This is a genomic window from Streptomyces sp. NPDC002698 (genome assembly GCF_042888945.1).
Classification (GTDB): Bacteria; Actinomycetota; Actinomycetes; order Streptomycetales; family Streptomycetaceae; genus Streptomyces.
Window position 1 is genome coordinate 1 of the sequence record NZ_JBIAQM010000045.1, and the last position, 16204, is coordinate 16204.

Genomic DNA, 16204 nt, shown 5'->3' on the forward strand with positions numbered 1-16204 from the left:
CCCCGCCCCCGCCCGCGCGCCCCCCCCCGCCCCCCCCCCCCGCCGGGGGGCGGGGGGGGGGGGGCCCCCCGGCGCCCCCCCCCCCCCGCCGGCGGCCCCCGCCCCCCCCCCCCCCCCCCGCGACATGGCCGGCCGGTCCGGCGGAGCGGACCGGTCGGGTCAGGCCTTTCGGGCCCGCGTGGTCTTCTTCGCGGGGGTCACCTTCTCGGCGGCGGTCTTCTTGGCCGCGGCCGCCTTCTTGGTGGCCGTGCTGTTGACGGTCTTCGTGGCCGTCTTCCTCGCCGTCGTCCCGGCGGCGACCGTCTTCTTGGCGGCCGTCTTGCGCGGGGCCTTCACGGGAGCGGCGTCGCTGATCCTGTCGGCGCCGAGGACCTCGCGCAGGAACTTGCCGGTGTGGCTGGCCGGAACGCCGGCGACCTCCTCGGGGGTGCCCTCGGCGATCACGAGACCGCCGCCGTTGCCGCCCTCGGGTCCCATGTCGATGACCCAGTCCGCGGTCTTGATGACGTCGAGGTTGTGCTCGATGACGATGACCGTGTTGCCCTTGTCGACCAGACCGGACAGCACCGTGATGAGCTTGCTGATGTCCTCGAAGTGCAGTCCGGTGGTCGGCTCGTCGAGGACGTACACGGTGCGGCCGGTGGAGCGCTTCTGGAGCTCGCTGGCGAGCTTGACGCGCTGCGCCTCACCGCCGGACAGCGTCGGCGCGGACTGGCCGAGCCTGACGTAGCCGAGGCCGACGTCGTTGAGCGTCCTGAGGTGACGGGCGATCGCCGGCACGGCCTCGAAGAAGCCGAGCGCCTCCTCGATCGGCATGTCCAGGACCTCGGAGATGGACTTGCCCTTGTAGTGGACCTCCAGGGTCTCCCGGTTGTAGCGCGCCCCGTGGCAGACCTCGCAGGGGACGTACACGTCCGGCAGGAAGTTCATCTCGATCTTGATGGTGCCGTCGCCGGAGCAGTTCTCGCAGCGGCCGCCCTTGACGTTGAAGGAGAAGCGGCCGGGCAGATAACCCCGCACCTTCGCCTCGGTGGTCTCGGCGAACAGCTTGCGGACGTGGTCGAAGACTCCGGTGTACGTCGCCGGGTTGGAGCGGGGCGTGCGGCCGATGGGCGACTGGTCCACGTGCACGACCTTGTCGACGAGGTCGTCACCGTCCACGCGCGTGTGGCGCCCCGGCACGTTCCTCGCGCCGTTCAGCTCGCGGGCCAGGTGCGTGTACAGGATGTCGTTGACCAGGGTCGACTTGCCGGAACCCGAAACGCCGGTGACGGCGGTGAGGACGCCCAGCGGGAAGGACACGTCGATGTCCTGGAGGTTGTTCTCACGGGCGCCGTGCACCGTGAGCCTGCGGCCCGGGTCGGCGGGGCGGCGGACGTCCGGGGTCGGGATCTCCTTCTTGCGCGACAGGTACTGGCCGGTCATCGACTCGGGGTTGGCGAGCAGCTCCTTCAAGGGGCCGCTGTGCACGACCCTGCCGCCGTGCTCGCCCGCGCCGGGGCCGATGTCGACGACCCAGTCGGCGACCTTGATGGTGTCCTCGTCGTGCTCGACGACGATGAGCGTGTTGCCCATGTCGCGGAGGCGGACGAGGGTCTCGATCAGCCGGTGGTTGTCACGCTGGTGCAGACCGATGGAGGGCTCGTCGAGGACGTACAGGACGCCGACGAGTCCGGAACCGATCTGGGTGGCCAGACGGATGCGCTGGGCCTCGCCGCCGGAGAGGGTGCCGGCCGCGCGGTTCAGCGACAGATAGTCGAGGCCCACGTCGACCAGGAAGCGCAGCCGTTCGTTGACCTCCTTCAGGACGCGTTCGGCGATCTTCTTGTCGCGTGCGTTGAGCTTCAGCTTCCCGAGGAAGTCCGCGCAGTCGCTGATGGACATGGCGGCGACCTCGGCGATGGACTTCTCCATGACCGTGACCGCGAGGACCAGCGGCTTCAGCCGCGTGCCCTGACAGGTGGGGCAGGGCACCTCGCGCATGTAGCCCTCGAAGCGCTCGCGGCTGGCGTCGCTCTCGGACTCGCTGTGGCGCCGCTTGACGAAGGGGACGGCCCCTTCGAAGGGCGTGGTGTACACGCGCTCGCGTCCGTACCGGTTGCGGTAGCGGACCTCGATCTGCGTCTTGTGGCCGTAGAGCAGGGCCTTCTTGGCGCGCTGCGGCAGCCCGGCGAAGGGGATGTCGGTCCGGAAGCCCAGCGCGTCCGCGAGGGCGCCGATCAGCCGGCCGAAGTAGTCCTTGGTGTGTCCGTGCGACCAGGCGTGGATGGCGCCCTCGTCGAGGGACTTGTCCTCGTCCGGGACGATCAGCTCGGGGTCGACCTCCATCCGCGTACCGATGCCGGTGCACTCGGGACAGGCGCCGAACGGCGAGTTGAAGGAGAAGGAGCGGGGCTCCAGCTCTTCGAAGGACAGATCGTCGTACGGGCAGTACAGGTGCTCCGAGTACATGCGCTCGCGCTCGGGGTCGTCCTCGGGGAGGTCGACGAAGTCGAGCACGACCATGCCGCCGGACAGGCCGAGGGCGGTCTCCACGGAGTCGGTGAGACGGCGCTTGGCGGAGTCCTTCACCGTGAGACGGTCGATGACCACCTCGATGGTGTGCTTCTCCTGCTTCTTCAGGGTCGGCGGCTCGCTGAGCTGGATCGTCTCGCCGTCGACCCGGGCACGGCTGTACCCCTTGGTCTGGAGGTCGGCGAAGAGGTCGACGAACTCTCCCTTGCGCTCGCGCACCAGCGGCGACAAGACCTGGAAGCGGCTCCCCTCCGGGAGCTCCAGCACCTTGTCGACGATGGCCTGCGGTGACTGGCGCGTGATGGGACGGCGGCACTCGGGGCAGTGCGGCTTGCCGATGCGCGCGAAGAGCAGCCGCAGGTAGTCGTAGACCTCGGTGATGGTGCCGACCGTCGAGCGCGGGTTGCGCGAGGTCGACTTCTGGTCGATGGAGACAGCCGGGGAGAGCCCCTCGATGAAGTCCACGTCCGGCTTGTCCATCTGGCCGAGGAACTGCCGGGCGTACGAGGACAGGGACTCCACGTAGCGCCGCTGGCCCTCGGCGAAGATCGTGTCGAAGGCGAGGGAGGACTTGCCCGACCCCGACAGGCCCGTGAAGACGATGAGCGAGTCGCGCGGGAGGTCGAGCGAGACATTCTTCAGGTTGTGCTCGCGCGCTCCACGGACGATGAGACGGTCGGCCACGCCGGTCCGTACCTTTCTTGAGAGAAGTGACAGGGGCCGCGGGCCCCCGCCTTCTCAGACTAGGGCGAGCCACTGACAGCGCCGGTTGCTTTCGCTGGTTCACAACAATCCCGGGCCATCCAGCATGCCCGACGCCACCGACGAGCGTATAGCACGCGCATTCGATTTACGGGGGTGGCCGACCAGCTTCACCCGATCGTGTGGCGGGGCTAGGGTCGACCTCATGATGGATCATGTGCGCGACCTGGCGTCTGTACGTGACGCGACGGAACGACTGCTCACCGCGGTCACCAAACTGGACAACGCCGCCGTGGCCGAGCCGTCACGGCTTCCCGGCTGGAGCCGTGGGCATGTGCTCGCCCACCTGTCCCGCAACGCCGACGCCCTGGTGAACGTCCTGGAGGGGCGTCCCATGTACGCCTCCGCGAGCACGCGGGACGCCGACATCGAACGGGACGCGCCGCGCCCCCTGGAGACACAGCTGGCGGACCTGCGGGAGAGCGGGGCCCGCTTCCTTCGGACGGGAGCCGCTCCCGCGGACTGGTCCCGCACGGTGGCGCTGCGCAACGGGGTCACCGACTCCGCGGCCCGGGTGCCGTTCCGGCGCTGGGTCGAGGTCGACCTGCACCACGTGGATCTGGGCATCGGGTACGAGCTGGAGGACCTGCCGGAGGAGTTCGTGACCCGGGAGATCGCCTTCCTCGCGGAGCGGTTCGCCGGTCACCAGGACGTGCCCTCCACGGCGCTGGCCTCCGCGGACGGCCGGGAGTGGACCACGGGCGGCGGCGCCGAGGGCGGGCCGGTCCAGGTCCACGGACCGGCGGCCGATCTGCTGGGCTGGCTCTGCGGCCGCCGCGACGGCTCCGGTCTGACGGCACGCGGCGGCCCGCTTCCGGCGCTGCCTCCGCTATAGGCTGCCGTCATGACGTACAGCGGAGCGGTGACGGTCGGCGGTCCGGCCGACGTGCACGAGCTGCAGGACCTGATGATCTCCAAGGTCGCGGTCGGCCCCATGGACAACAACGCGTACCTGCTGCGCTGCCGGGCCACCGACGAGCAACTCCTGATCGACGCGGCGAACGACGCCTCGACACTGCTCACCCTGATCGGCGACGACGGCATCGCGTCCGTCGTGACCACCCATCAGCACGGCGACCACTGGCAGGCGCTGGCCGAGGTCGTGGCCGCCACGGGTGCGCGCACCTACGCGGGCAGGGACGACGCGGACGGCATCCCGGTACCGACGGACGTCCCCCTCCAGGACGGCGACACGGTCAAGGTGGGCAACGTGGAACTCACCGCGCGCCACCTGGTCGGGCACACGCCGGGCTCGATCGCCCTCGTCTACGACGACCCGCACGGTCACCCCCACGTGTTCACGGGCGACTGTCTCTTCCCCGGGGGCGTGGGCAACACGCGCAAGGACCCGGAAGCCTTCGCCCGTCTCATCCACGACGTCGAGACGAGGATCTTCGACGTACTGCCGGACGAGACGTGGGTGTACCCCGGCCACGGCAACGACACGACGCTGGGCGCCGAGCGCCCGCATCTGCCGGAGTGGCACGCGCGCGGGTGGTGAACACGAGCACGGGCGGCACGCGGGGCGCGAGGCCTCGCGTGCGCCCCGTGTGAACCGAGCGCACACGCCGGTGCCTCACGCGCGCTCCCCTGTCCTTCACCGGTGCAGTCCACTGGAGGCGGCCCCGCGCAGGATGACGGCTCCTGGGCGGCAGGGCCGCCGGCCCCCGATCCCGCCCTCGGCCGGCGGCCCCGGCCCCACTCCCCCGCCGCCCCCGGCGGTGACCGGACCGGGTGCGCGGGGCGGCTGTGACCGCAGTGTTCACAGGGCTGCAACACGCATTCCCACCATGCGGACAATTACCGCTGTGACCTGGACAGTTGGCCTCGTTCGCTGCCACTCTCCCGCCATGCATCGACCCCAACGCGCCCTGCGCCGTGCCGCGTCCGCCGGAACCGTCGCCCTGCTCGCCCTCGCCGTGGGCTGTGCCCCGCAGCCCGAGGACAAGGCATCCGGCAAGGCTTCCGGGAGCACCGCCGAGGCCTGCGCCAAGGGCTCGTTGAGCACCCAGGCCGCGGGCAAGCTCACCATCGCGACCGACGAGCCCGCGTACGAGCCGTGGTTCAAGGACGACAAACCCGCCAACGGCAAGGGCTTCGAGTCGGCGGTGGCGTACGCCGTGGCCAAGCGGCTCGGCTACGCCGACGCCGATGTCGTCTGGCAGAGCGTGCCCTTCAACAAGGCCTTCGCCCCCGGCGCCAAGACCTTCGACTTCGACATCAACCAGGTGTCGATCAGCTCCGAGCGCAAGAAGGCCGTGGACTTCTCGTCCGGCTACTACGACGTGCGCCAGGCCGTCATCGCGCTGAAGGGCTCCAAGGCCGCGAAGGCGACGACTCTCACGGACCTCAAGGATCTGAAGCTGGGCGCACAGGTCGGCACCACCAGCCTGAACTACATCGACGACGTGGTGAAGCCGGACCAAAAGGCGGCCGCCTACGCGAAGAACGACCAGGCCAAGTCCGCGCTGAAGAACGGCCAGGTCGACGCCATCGTCACCGATCTGCCGACCGCCTTCTACATCACGGCCGCCGAGGTGACCGACGCGAGGATCGTCGGACAGTTCGAGAACCAGGGCGGCACACCCGAGCAGTTCGGACTCGTCCTCGACAAGGGCAGTGCCCTGACCTCCTGCGTGACGAAGGCCGTGGACGCCCTGCGCGCGGACGGCACGCTCGCGAGGATCGAGAAGCAGTGGCTGTCCGAGGCCGTCGACGCCCCGGTGCTCAAGTGACGGCGACGAAGGAGGAGTCGGGAGAGGACGCCGCCGACGGAGAGACGCCCGGCGGCGACACCACCGACGGGCACGAGGCGTACGTCCCCTCGCCGCGCAGGATCGAGCGCGAGCGCCACCGCCGCCGCCGGGCCCGCCGGTCGGCGGCGGTGGCCGCGCTCTCCACGCTCGTCACGGCCGTGGTGCTGTACCTCGTCGTCGTCGACGCGCCGGGCTGGCCGCGCACGAAGGAGACGTTCTTCGACGCGTCGTTCGCGCGTGAGGCGTTCCCGAAGGTCCTCGAAGGCCTGTGGCTGAACCTCCGGCTCTTCGTGGTGTGCGGCGTCGTGGTGCTGGTGCTCGGCACCCTGACAGCCGTGGCGCGAACGCTGCGGGGACCGGTGTACTGGCCGGTGCGCGCCCTCGCCACCGCGTACACCGACTTCTTCCGCGGTCTGCCGCTGATCATCTGTCTGTCGATCGTCGTGTTCGGCGTCCCGGCGCTCCAGTTGCAGGGCGTCACCAACGACCCCGTCCTGCTCGGCGGTGCGGGACTGGTGCTGACGTACTCGGCGTACGTCGCCGAGGTCGTCCGCGCCGGCATCGAGTCCGTGCACCCCTCGCAACGGGCCGCGGCACGTTCACTGGGCCTCACCACGCGGCAGACCCTGCGCCATGTGGTGCTGCCACAGGCCGTCCGCCGCCAGGTCCCGCCGCTCCTCAACGACATGGTGTCCCTGCAGAAGGACACCAGCCTCGTCTCGATCGGCGGCGCGGTGGAGGCGATGCGCTCCGCGGACATCATCGTGGGCCGCAGCCTCAACTACACGGCGTACATCGTCGCGGCACTGCTCTTCGTGGCCCTGACCATCCCCATGACGCGCTTCACCGACTGGGTCACCGCCCGTATGGACCGGCGCCGCGGCCAGGGAGGCATCGTATGAGCAAGGCCCCCGTCCCCGACGGCCCGATGCTGCGGATGGAGTCCGTCCGCAAGACCTTCGGCGAGTCGGTCGTCCTGCGGGACGTCGACCTGGAGGTCGCCCCGCACACCGTGACCACGCTGATCGGCGCCTCCGGCTCCGGCAAGTCCACGCTGCTGCGCTGCGCCAACCTCCTGGAGGAGATCGACGACGGCGCGATCTGGCTGGACGGCGAGGAGATCACCGACCCGCGGGCCGACCAGGACGCGGTGCGCCGGCGGATCGGCGTCGTCTTCCAGGCGTACAACCTCTTCCCGCACATGACCGTCCTGGAGAACATCACCCTCGCCCCGCGCCGGGTGCACGGCGTGAGCCGCGCGGACGCCGAGGCACACGCGCGTGAACTGCTCGAACGGCTCGGACTCGGCGCCAAGGCGGCCGAATACCCGGACAGGTTGAGCGGTGGCCAGCAGCAACGGGCCGCGATCGTCCGTGCCTTGGCGGTGCGCCCCAGACTGCTCCTTCTGGACGAGATCACCGCCGCCCTGGACCCCGAACTCGTGGGCGAGGTGCTGAACGTGGTCCGTGACATGAAGGCGGACGGCATGACCATGGTCCTGGCCACCCACGAGATGGGCTTCGCCCGTGAGGTCTCGGACCAGGTCTGCTTCCTGGAGGGGGGCGTGGTCCTGGAGCGCGGCACGCCCGAGCAGGTCTTCGGGGACCCGCGGCAGGAGCGCACCCGGCGCTTCCTCAGGCGGATCGTGGAGGCGGGACGCCTGTGAACCCCTGACGCCCGTGCCCCCCTGGGCGCCCGGGGCCGGGCGGCCCCGAAGCCGGCGACGGTCTCCGGCGGGCGCGAAGTCGGACGTCCGCGGCTTCGGCTGTCCGCCCGGCGAGCCGTGGTCAGGTGTCCGCGCGCCCCGTTCCCGCGAGCGCCGCCACCCGCTCCACCCCGAACGCGTACCCCTGCACGCCGCAGCCCGCGATGACCCCGTCGGCACGCAGCGAGACGTACGAGTGGTGCCGGAACTCCTCACGCTGGTGGATGTTGGAGATGTGGACCTCCACCACCGGAAGTCCGTCACAGGTGTTGAGCGCGTCGAGGATGGCGACGGAGGTGTGCGAGTAGGCGGCCGGGTTGATGACGATCCCCGCGTGATTCCGGCGGGCCTCGTGGATCCAGTCCACCAGCTCGCCCTCGTGGTTGGACTGCCGGAAGTCCACCGTGCCACCGTGTGCGGCCGCCGTCTTGGCGCACAGCGCCTCGACGTCCGCCAGCGTGTCGGAACCGTAGATCTCCGGCTGCCGCTGCCCGAGGAGGTTCAGGTTGGGGCCGTTGAGAATCATGATCGGGGCGTTGGCGAGGGTGCGGGGCACGTTTCCTCCGGTCCTTCGGGTCTGCCGGCCCGTCAAGGACCGCTGCTCGGGACCGGTTTATCACGATGCACCGAAAGGGTGACGGCTCGTACGCTCTCGCCATGACGACGCCCGCGTACCCTCCCAAGCCCGTACCCGGCGACCGGATAGCCGTGATCTCGCCGTCCAGCGGTCTGCCCGGCCTCCTGCCGCTCCCGTACGAACTGGGCCTGGAGCGGCTGCGCAAGGAGTTCGGCCTGGAACCGGTCGAATACCCGTCGACCCGGAGGATGGGGTCGACGCCTCGGGAACGGGCCGACGACATCCACGCCGCGTTCGCCGATCCGACGGTCAAGGCGGTCATCGCGTCCATCGGCGGCGACGACCAGATCACCGTGCTGCCGCTGCTGGACCGTGAGTTGATCCGCGCGAATCCGAAGCCGTTCTTCGGGTACAGCGACAACACGAACCTCCTCGTCCACCTGTGGAACGCCGGGATCGTCGGCTATCACGGCGCGACGGTCATGTGCGAGCTCGGCCGGCCCGGTGCCATGGACCCGCTGACCGCGGAGTCGCTGCGGACCGCCCTGTTCACGTCCGGGCCGTACGAGCTGCGTCCCGCCGGCCGTTTCCGCGAGGTGGACGTGCCGTGGGAGGCGCCGGAGAGCTTCCTCGCCGAGCCCCGGACCGAGCCGGGCACGGGGTGGACCTGGATCCGTCCGGACCGGGTGGTCGAGGGCCGCTCCTGGGGCGGCAACATCGAGATCCTGTCGTGGCTGCTGATGGCCGACCGCGAGATCGCCCGTGATCCTTCCGTGTACGACGGTCACGTGCTCTTCCTGGAGACCTCGGAGGACATGCCCGGGGCCGACGACGTCTTCCGGATCCTGCGCTCGATGGGCGAGCGCGGCCTGCTGCGGCGCTTTCCGGCCCTCCTGATGGGCCGCCCGAAGGCGTGGTCGTTCGAGCGGCCCCTCGCCCCGGAGGACAGGGCCCGTTACGCCCGCGACCAGCGCGAAGCGGTCCTCCGGGCCGTCGGCGTATACGCCCCGGACATGATGGTCGTCCTCGATGTGGATCTCGGACACACCGATCCGCAGGTCGTCATCCCCTATGGAGGGACCGTCCGGGTCGACGGCCCGGCCCGGCGCATCACCGTCACCTACTGACGCACGCCGCGCTCCCGCACGCCCCCGTAACCACCGGTCACTGTGGGTAGTTGATCCGGCATGCACGACGTACGCACCGTAAGGGCGCCTTCCATGCTGCGGCTCGCCGCCGCGTCACTGACCGGGACGGCCATCGAGTTCTACGACTTCTTCGTCTACGGGACGGCGGCGGCGCTGGTTCTCGGGCCGCTGTTCTTCCCGACGTTCTCGCCGCTCGCGGGCACGCTGGCGGCCTTCGGGACGTTCGGCGTCGGGTTCGTCGCCCGTCCGCTGGGCTCGGTGCTGTTCGGGCACATCGGGGACCGGCGCGGGCGGCGGCCCGTGCTGCTGGCCTCACTGCTGCTGACCGGCGCGGCCACCGTCGCCATCGGCTGTGTTCCGACGTACGACAGCATCGGTGCCGCGGCTCCCGTACTGCTGCTGGTGCTGCGTTTTCTCCAGGGGCTCGGACTCGGCGGCGAGTGGGGCGGGGCGGTGCTGCTGACGGCCGAGCACGCGCCCGCCGGGCGGCGCGGGCTGTGGTCGAGTTTCCCGCAGATCGGTCCGTCCCTCGGGTTCGTGCTGGCCAACGGCGTGATGCTGGCGCTGTCGTCGACGCTGTCCGACGCGCAGTTCGCGCAGTGGGGCTGGCGGGTGCCGTTCTGGGCGGCGGGGGTGCTCGCGGCGGCGGGGCTGTGGCTGCGCGGTTCGCTCGAGGAGAGTCCGCGGTTCCTCGAAATGGGTGACCACGCGCGCGTGCCGCTGGCCGAGGTGGCGCGCGACCACTGGCGGCTCGTGCTGCTGACGGCCGGCGGACTCGCGGTCGGATACGCCGTCTTCTACGCGGTGACGACCTGGGCGCTCGCCTACGGTGTCGAACGGCTCGGCGTGAGCCGCACGGTCATGCTGGTCTGCATCATGGCCGCGGTGGTGGTGAAGGGGGCTCTGACGCCCCTGGTGGCCCTGCTGGGAGACCGCTACGGCCGGCGGCCGCTGTGCATGGCGGGCTGCGCGGGCGCCGCGCTGTGGATGTTCCCGATGATCGGGCTGCTGTCGACCGGCGAACCCCTGCTGATGTTCCTCGGCTTCCTGGTGGCGCTGATCGCCTTCGTCACCATGTTCGCGGTGATCGCCGCCTATCTGCCGGAGTTGTACGAGCCGCGGGTGCGCTGCACGGGCGCGGCTCTCGGGTACAACCTGGGCGGGGTCCTCGGGGGCGCGCTCACCCCGGTCGTGGCGACGGCGGTGGCGAGCGGGGAGCGCGTGCCGTGGGGCGTGGCCGCCTATCTGACGGGGATCGCGCTGCTGAGCCTCGGGTGCTTCGCTCTGCTGCCGGAGACCCGGCCCGTGCCCAGGCTGACGGCCGTGCCGGTCACGAAGTGAGTGCCGGTCACGGAATGAGTGCCGGTCACGGGTTGACGGCCAGTTCCAGATAGGCGGCGAACACGACCAGATGAACGCCGCCCTGAAGCGGGGTGGCCCGCCCGGGAACGACCGTCAGGGAGCTCACGACCACGGTCAGCGCGAGCAGCACCATCTCGGTGGCGCCGAGGCCGAGAACGAGTGGTCCGGAGAGCCAGAGCGAGGCCAGGGCGACGGCGGGGATGGTCAGTCCGATGCTGGCCATCGCCGAGCCGAGGGCGAGGTTCAGGCTGGTCTGCACCCGGTCCCTGCGGGCGGAGCGCAGCGCGGCGATGGTCTCGGGGAGCAGCACGAGCAGCGCGATGATCACACCGACCACGGCGGCCGGCATGCCCGCGGCCTCGACCCCGGACTCGATGGTGGGCGACACGCCCTTGGCGAGGCCGACCACGCCGACCAGGGCCAGGCCGAGGAGTCCCAGGCTGAACCTCGCCTGGCGGGCCGACGGCGCGTCGGCGTGCTCGTCCACGTCGATGACCTCGCCCTGCCGGGTGATCGGCAGGAAGTAGTCACGGTGCCGGACGGTCTGGGTCGCCACGAACAGGCCGTACAGCACCAGGGAGGCGACCGCGGCGAAGGTGAGTTGCGCGGCGGAGAACTCCGGGCCCGGCTTGCTCGTGGTGAAGGTCGGGAAGACGAGGCTGAGTGTGGCGAGCGTCGCGACGGTCGCCAGGGCGGCTCCGGTTCCTTCGGCGTTGAAGACGGCGAGCCCGTGGCGCAGTGACGCGACGAGCAGACACACGCCGACGATCCCGTTGCAGGTGATCATCACGGCCGCGAACACCGTGTCGCGGGCCAGTGTCGAACTCTTGGCGCCGCCGTCCGCCATCAGGGTGACGATCAGGGCGACTTCGATGATCGTGACCGCGACGGCGAGGACGAGGGATCCGAAGGGTTCCCCCACCCTGTGGGCCACCACCTCGGCGTGGTGCACCGCGGCGAGCACGGAACCCGCGAGGACCAGTGTCACCAGTGCGACGACCGCGCCCGGCAGGTCCCGCCCCCAGGTGAGAGCCAGCAGCACCACCGCGATCACGGGGACCACGACGGTCCACCGTGTCACGAGTGACCTGAGCCGAACGATCATGCCGCGATCGTCGCAGTCGGCGGCGTGCCCCGCACTCCGGCGGTGCGGGGCACGATCCGGAATCGCGGCGGTCGAGCCCGGAGGGGCACCGGGAGCGGTGGCGGGCGATTCCCCGCGTGCCGCTCCCGGGGGGGTGACCGTCGCCGCGTTCGGCACGGTCACACGTCGATGCTCTCCTTCGGAGCGCCCTCGGACCGCTCGCGTGCCGCCTGCTTCCTGGTGGCGGTCAGGCTGGTGATCGTGGTGACCACGAGGACCGCGCAGATCACGCCGAGCGAGACCGGGATGGATATCTCGGGCACATGGACGCCGGACTCGTGCAGTGCGTGCAGGACGAGCTTGACGCCGATGAATCCGAGGATGACCGACAGGCCGTAGCTGAGGTGGACCAGCTTCTTGAGCAGGCCGCCGATGAGGAAGTACAGCTGTCGCAGGCCCATCAGCGCGAAGGCGTTGGCCGTGAAGACGATGTACGGGTCCTGGGTCAGGCCGAAGATCGCGGGGATCGAGTCGAGGGCGAAGAGCACGTCGGTGGTGCCGATCGCCAGCATCACGACCAGCATCGGCGTCATGACGCGCTTGCCGTTCCGGCGGATCCACAGCTTGGTGCCGTGATAGCGGTCGGCCACGCCGAACCGCCGCTCGGCGGCCTTGAGCAGCCTGTTCTCCTCGAACTCCTCCTCGTCCTCGTCGGCCCTGGCCTCCTGGATCAGCTTCCAGGCGGTGTAGATGAGGAACGCGCCGAAGATGTAGAAGACCCAGGCGAAGTTCGCGATGATCGCGGCGCCGGCGGCGATGAATATCGCGCGCAGGACGAGGGCGATCAGGACGCCCACGAGGAGTACGCGCTGCTGGTACTTCGAGGGCACCGCGAACTTCGCCATGATCAGGACGAAGACGAAGAGGTTGTCGACGCTCAGCGATTTCTCGGTGATGAAGCCGGCGAAGAACTCCCCGGCCGGCTGTCCGCCGGCGAAGAGGAGCAGTCCGAGTCCGAACAGCCCGGCGAGGGCGATCCAGACGACGGTCCAGATTCCGGCTTCCTTGATCGATACGTCGTGCGGCTTGCGGCCGATCAAGAAGTCGACCGCGATCAGTGCGGCCAGCCCCACGATGGTCAGGACCCACAGGGTCAGGGAAACATCCACTGCGCCTCCGGCAGTTCGTAACGGCAGATTTCAGCGTCGTCGCGCTACCGGAGGTCTCTTCCGCCCGCGGCTGCCGGGGCGCTGGATGCGCCCGGGAGCCTGCGGGCCGACGCCCCGGGATCTGACTCGATCCGTATTGACGGGTGCGTCGCAGCAGGTAGGGAGTACTCCCCTCCGTATGGAAAAAGAGTACCCGAATCACCAAGAGAAGGTAAAGGGGTTGGTAAAAGAAAGACCAAGTCCCGTGCTCAGAGCACTTTACGGTTGCTTGGTGAAGCCCCTCGGCCTTGCCGTCCGAAGGTTCACCAGGGTCCGGAGGCGCCCGGATCGGGTCAGCGGTTCCAGGACCGGCGGGCCGCCGCCACCGCCGCCAGGACCCGCTGGAGCACCTGGCTGTTCGCGGGGACGAGCGAGGGCTCGTAGGTCCACGCGTGCCCGACCCACGGATCGGCGAGATGGTCGTCGGGCACCGGTGTGATCCGCAGCAGCGACCGCCACAGAGGGTCGAGCAGTGGTCCGTACGCCGCCGCGTCCTCCCGGTCGGCCACCATCATCAGATGGACGCCGACGGCCGGCCCCTCGTCCGCGAGGTAGCGGAGCTGGGTGACGGCACGGTCGTCGAAACCGTGCGGGAAGTCGTTGACGATCAGCAGTTGCTCGGCGGTGTCGAGATCCGGCGGCAGCGAGTCGGCCGCTCCCCCGCGCAACGCCATCTGCACCAGGTCGACGCGCTGGGTGAGACGTCGCAGTACGTCAGCCACGCCCGTGGCACCCGCGGCCGGAGGGCTTCCGAGCACCCCGGACTGCGTCAGGGGCGCGAGGGACGAGGCACCGGTGCCGGCCGGGTCGATGACATGCACGGTGAACTCGCCCGCGGGATACACGGCGAGCAGCCGGGCCGCGTGCGCCACGGCGGTGTCCACGGCGAGGCGGCGCACCTGGTCGGAGTCGGCGAGCGTGCCTTCCAGGGAGGTGCGACCGCTGTCGATCCACAGGCCCCTCTCCAGCGGCAGACGCACCAGCATGGGGATGCTCAGGTTCTCGGTCTCGGGCAGGCGGAGATCTCCGAGCCGCAGGGCCATGGGTACTTCCATGGGGGCGCGGTAGGCATGCCAGACCGGATTGTCCCAGCTCGCGTACGCCGTCGGCAGCGCGGGCTCCACGACCTCGGCCTCGGCGGCGAGCTGGGCGAGGTCCCGGTCGAGGGCGACCCGTGCCTGGTCGACCAGCAGCGTGTGCTTGGCGCGGGCGGCTTCGCGAGCGGCGTCGCCCTGCCCTCCGATCCGGCTGCGCGGGTCGGAGAGGACCTGGTCGAGCTCCTTCTCCATGCGGGAGTCGGCGAAGTCGACGGCGCTGCGGTACGCGGCGACGGTCCGGGCCAGGTCCTCGAACATCCCCCATACCTGGTTGTACAGCCGCTCCTCCATGGACCAGCCGGTCGCGTCTCCCGCGACGGGCTGCGCGGGCTGTCCGGGCTGGGCCGGCGGAGCGGTCGGCGGGGGCGGCGGCGGAGCGGCGGTCTGCCGTCCGGGGTGGCTGTAGTTGACCGGGCCACCGGCGCTGGGCGACGGCGGCTGGGCGACCGAGGAAGGGTCGGGCTGCGCGGGGGTCCCCGGACGACCGGTCTGCGGAGCCGCGGCTCCCTGCGGGCCGGTCGTGTACGGGGTCTGCTGCGGTGGCACGGTTCCTGAGGTGCCCTGGGGTCCGGGTCCGGCGTAGGGCTGGTCCGGTCCCGGGGCCGAGGCGGCGGCCTGCCGTGACCGGTCCGCGTCCGGGGTGCGGGGCGGGGGTGCCGCCACCGACCGCGCCAGGCCCTGGGCCACGGCTTCGTTGATGCCGACCGCGAGCTGCCGGGCCTCCGGAAGCCCTTGGTCGGCGAGGAGTTCGGCGAGACCGCCCGCGTAGCCCTGGCCGACGGCGCGCACCTTCCAGGCGCCCTGCCGGCGGTAGAGCTCCAGGGCCACCACGGCGGACTCGGCGTCCAGTCCGGTGAGGGTGTAGCTGGCGACCTCGAGTCCGTCGAGGCCGGTGACCGCGACGAAGGGGGCGGCGACGGCGCCGAACCGGACAGGCCCGCCGACACCGGTGGGCAGCGCGAGCAGCACGCTGACCCGGTGCACGGCCTGCGGCAGGGCGTCGAGGTCGAAGGCCAGCCGGTGGTCGGCCGCCGCCTGCTTGGAGACCTCGAGCCCGGGAAGCGTGGGCGCGCCCGGATGGGCCACCCACTCGACGCCCCGGACCCTGCCCTGCTCGTCGCTGAGCGTGGCCCCGGCCACGATCGGCTTCCCGGCCGAGATACGGACCTCGAGACGGACCTGGGAGAGCGGGTGGTTCTGCCCCCTGACCAGCTCGGCCGTCATCGTCTTGTCCCCCTATGTCGCTGTGTACGTGTGCGTCGGCCGCTCAGAGGTGCGGCAGGATGGCGGGCATCAGGTCCTGGAACGTGCGGCCGTTGGCCGGCGTGCCGAGGGCCGTCATCTGCCAGCCGGTTCCGGACCGGTGCACCTTGGCCATGATCTGGGCCGTGTACTGGCCGCCGCCGGCCAGCGTGTAGCGGGCGAGTTCCTGGCCGTTGGTCTCGTCGACCAGACGGCAGAACGCGTTCTGCACTTCCTGGAAGGTCTGGCCCGTGAAGGAGTTCACGGTGAAGATGATCTGGTCGATGTGGACCGGGATGCGCTGCAGGTCGACGAGGATGGCCTCGTCGTCTCCGCCCTGGCCCACGCCGCCGACGAGGTTGTCGCCGGTGTGCCGCACCGAGCCGTCGTCGCTGACGAGGTGACGGAAGAACACCACGTCGACGGGCTGCTTGTCCGCGAAGAGCACGGCGGACGCGTCGAGGTCGATCTCCCGGGTGCGCGAGCCGAACAGGCCGCGCCGGGGGGCCGCCTGCCAGCCGAGGCCCATACGGACCGCGGTCAGCGTGCCCCCGTCGTTCTTCTGCAGATTGATGGCCTGACCCTTGGTCATGTTGACCGTCACGCGCTGTTCCCCTCTCGAACTGTCCCCTGTTGCCGCGGAGTCCGCGGATGAACAGAACCCTACGCAGCGGCACTGACAGCGCCGAACCCTGGGGCGGACTTTGTGTCGGTCTTGCAACACACCGCGCGTCTTCCGGGTCCGGCGC

Annotated in this window: 13 protein-coding genes; 7 read left to right on the plus strand and 6 right to left on the minus strand. The window is 70.5% G+C overall.

Going from position 1 to position 16204, the window contains the following annotated elements; translation table 11 throughout:
• Positions 1 to 159 precede the first annotated feature (159 nt).
• Positions 160 to 3198 carry an excinuclease ABC subunit UvrA gene (gene uvrA, locus ACFYW9_RS36365; protein WP_389159392.1) on the minus strand — a complete coding sequence of 1013 codons (3039 nt, stop codon included), beginning with the start codon at positions 3196 to 3198 and terminating at the stop codon, positions 160 to 162.
• 223 nt (positions 3199 to 3421) lie between these two features.
• Between uvrA and ACFYW9_RS36370 the strand changes: the two genes are divergently transcribed.
• From ACFYW9_RS36370 to ACFYW9_RS36390, 5 genes are all read left to right on the plus strand, one after another.
• A complete protein-coding gene (locus ACFYW9_RS36370; protein ID WP_389159393.1) occupies positions 3422 to 4111 on the plus strand; it encodes a maleylpyruvate isomerase family mycothiol-dependent enzyme in 690 nt (229 codons plus the stop codon).
• Positions 4112 to 4120: 9 nt separating this feature from the next.
• Complete coding sequence (locus tag ACFYW9_RS36375; protein ID WP_351872948.1) at positions 4121 to 4777, plus strand: MBL fold metallo-hydrolase; 657 nt, start codon at positions 4121 to 4123, stop codon at positions 4775 to 4777.
• Between the two features lie 349 nt (positions 4778 to 5126).
• Positions 5127 to 6011 carry an ABC transporter substrate-binding protein gene (locus ACFYW9_RS36380; RefSeq protein ID WP_389159394.1) on the plus strand — a complete coding sequence of 295 codons (885 nt, stop codon included), beginning with the start codon at positions 5127 to 5129 and terminating at the stop codon, positions 6009 to 6011.
• Positions 6008 to 6934 carry an amino acid ABC transporter permease gene (locus ACFYW9_RS36385; protein WP_389159395.1) on the plus strand — a complete coding sequence of 309 codons (927 nt, stop codon included), beginning with the start codon at positions 6008 to 6010 and terminating at the stop codon, positions 6932 to 6934. Before ACFYW9_RS36380 ends, ACFYW9_RS36385 begins: the two co-directional genes overlap by 4 nt.
• On the plus strand, positions 6931 to 7698 hold the full coding sequence (locus ACFYW9_RS36390; RefSeq protein ID WP_389159396.1) for an amino acid ABC transporter ATP-binding protein: 768 nt from the start codon (positions 6931 to 6933) through the stop codon (positions 7696 to 7698). Before ACFYW9_RS36385 ends, ACFYW9_RS36390 begins: the two co-directional genes overlap by 4 nt.
• A 121-nt stretch (positions 7699 to 7819) precedes the next feature.
• On the opposite strand, the gene aroQ is transcribed toward ACFYW9_RS36390, so the two are convergent.
• On the minus strand, positions 7820 to 8293 hold the full coding sequence (gene aroQ / locus ACFYW9_RS36395) for a type II 3-dehydroquinate dehydratase (RefSeq protein WP_351872959.1): 474 nt from the start codon (positions 8291 to 8293) through the stop codon (positions 7820 to 7822).
• A 101-nt stretch (positions 8294 to 8394) separates the two neighbouring features.
• Between aroQ and ACFYW9_RS36400 the strand changes: the two genes are divergently transcribed.
• Positions 8395 to 9441, plus strand: a complete 1047-nt coding sequence (locus tag ACFYW9_RS36400) for a S66 peptidase family protein (RefSeq protein WP_389159397.1) — start codon at positions 8395 to 8397, stop codon at positions 9439 to 9441.
• Between the two features lie 60 nt (positions 9442 to 9501).
• A complete protein-coding gene (locus tag ACFYW9_RS36405; protein ID WP_351872965.1) occupies positions 9502 to 10803 on the plus strand; it encodes an MFS transporter in 1302 nt (433 codons plus the stop codon).
• A gap of 25 nt (positions 10804 to 10828) precedes the next feature.
• On the opposite strand, the gene ACFYW9_RS36410 is transcribed toward ACFYW9_RS36405, so the two are convergent.
• The 4 genes from ACFYW9_RS36410 to ACFYW9_RS36425 all read right to left on the minus strand — a co-directional run bounded on the left by ACFYW9_RS36410 (position 10829) and on the right by ACFYW9_RS36425 (position 16059).
• Positions 10829 to 11929, minus strand: a complete 1101-nt coding sequence (locus ACFYW9_RS36410) for a calcium:proton antiporter (RefSeq protein WP_389159398.1) — start codon at positions 11927 to 11929, stop codon at positions 10829 to 10831.
• Positions 11930 to 12087: 158 nt separating this feature from the next.
• A complete protein-coding gene (locus ACFYW9_RS36415; RefSeq protein ID WP_389159399.1) occupies positions 12088 to 13077 on the minus strand; it encodes a TerC/Alx family metal homeostasis membrane protein in 990 nt (329 codons plus the stop codon).
• Positions 13078 to 13409: 332 nt separating this feature from the next.
• Positions 13410 to 15437, minus strand: coding sequence for a TerD family protein (locus ACFYW9_RS36420; protein WP_389159400.1), 2028 nt, complete (start codon positions 15435 to 15437; stop codon positions 13410 to 13412).
• 43 nt (positions 15438 to 15480) lie between these two features.
• Positions 15481 to 16059: a TerD family protein gene (locus ACFYW9_RS36425; protein ID WP_351872976.1), complete on the minus strand. Its 579-nt coding sequence runs from the start codon at positions 16057 to 16059 to the stop codon at positions 15481 to 15483.
• Positions 16060 to 16204 lie beyond the last annotated feature (145 nt).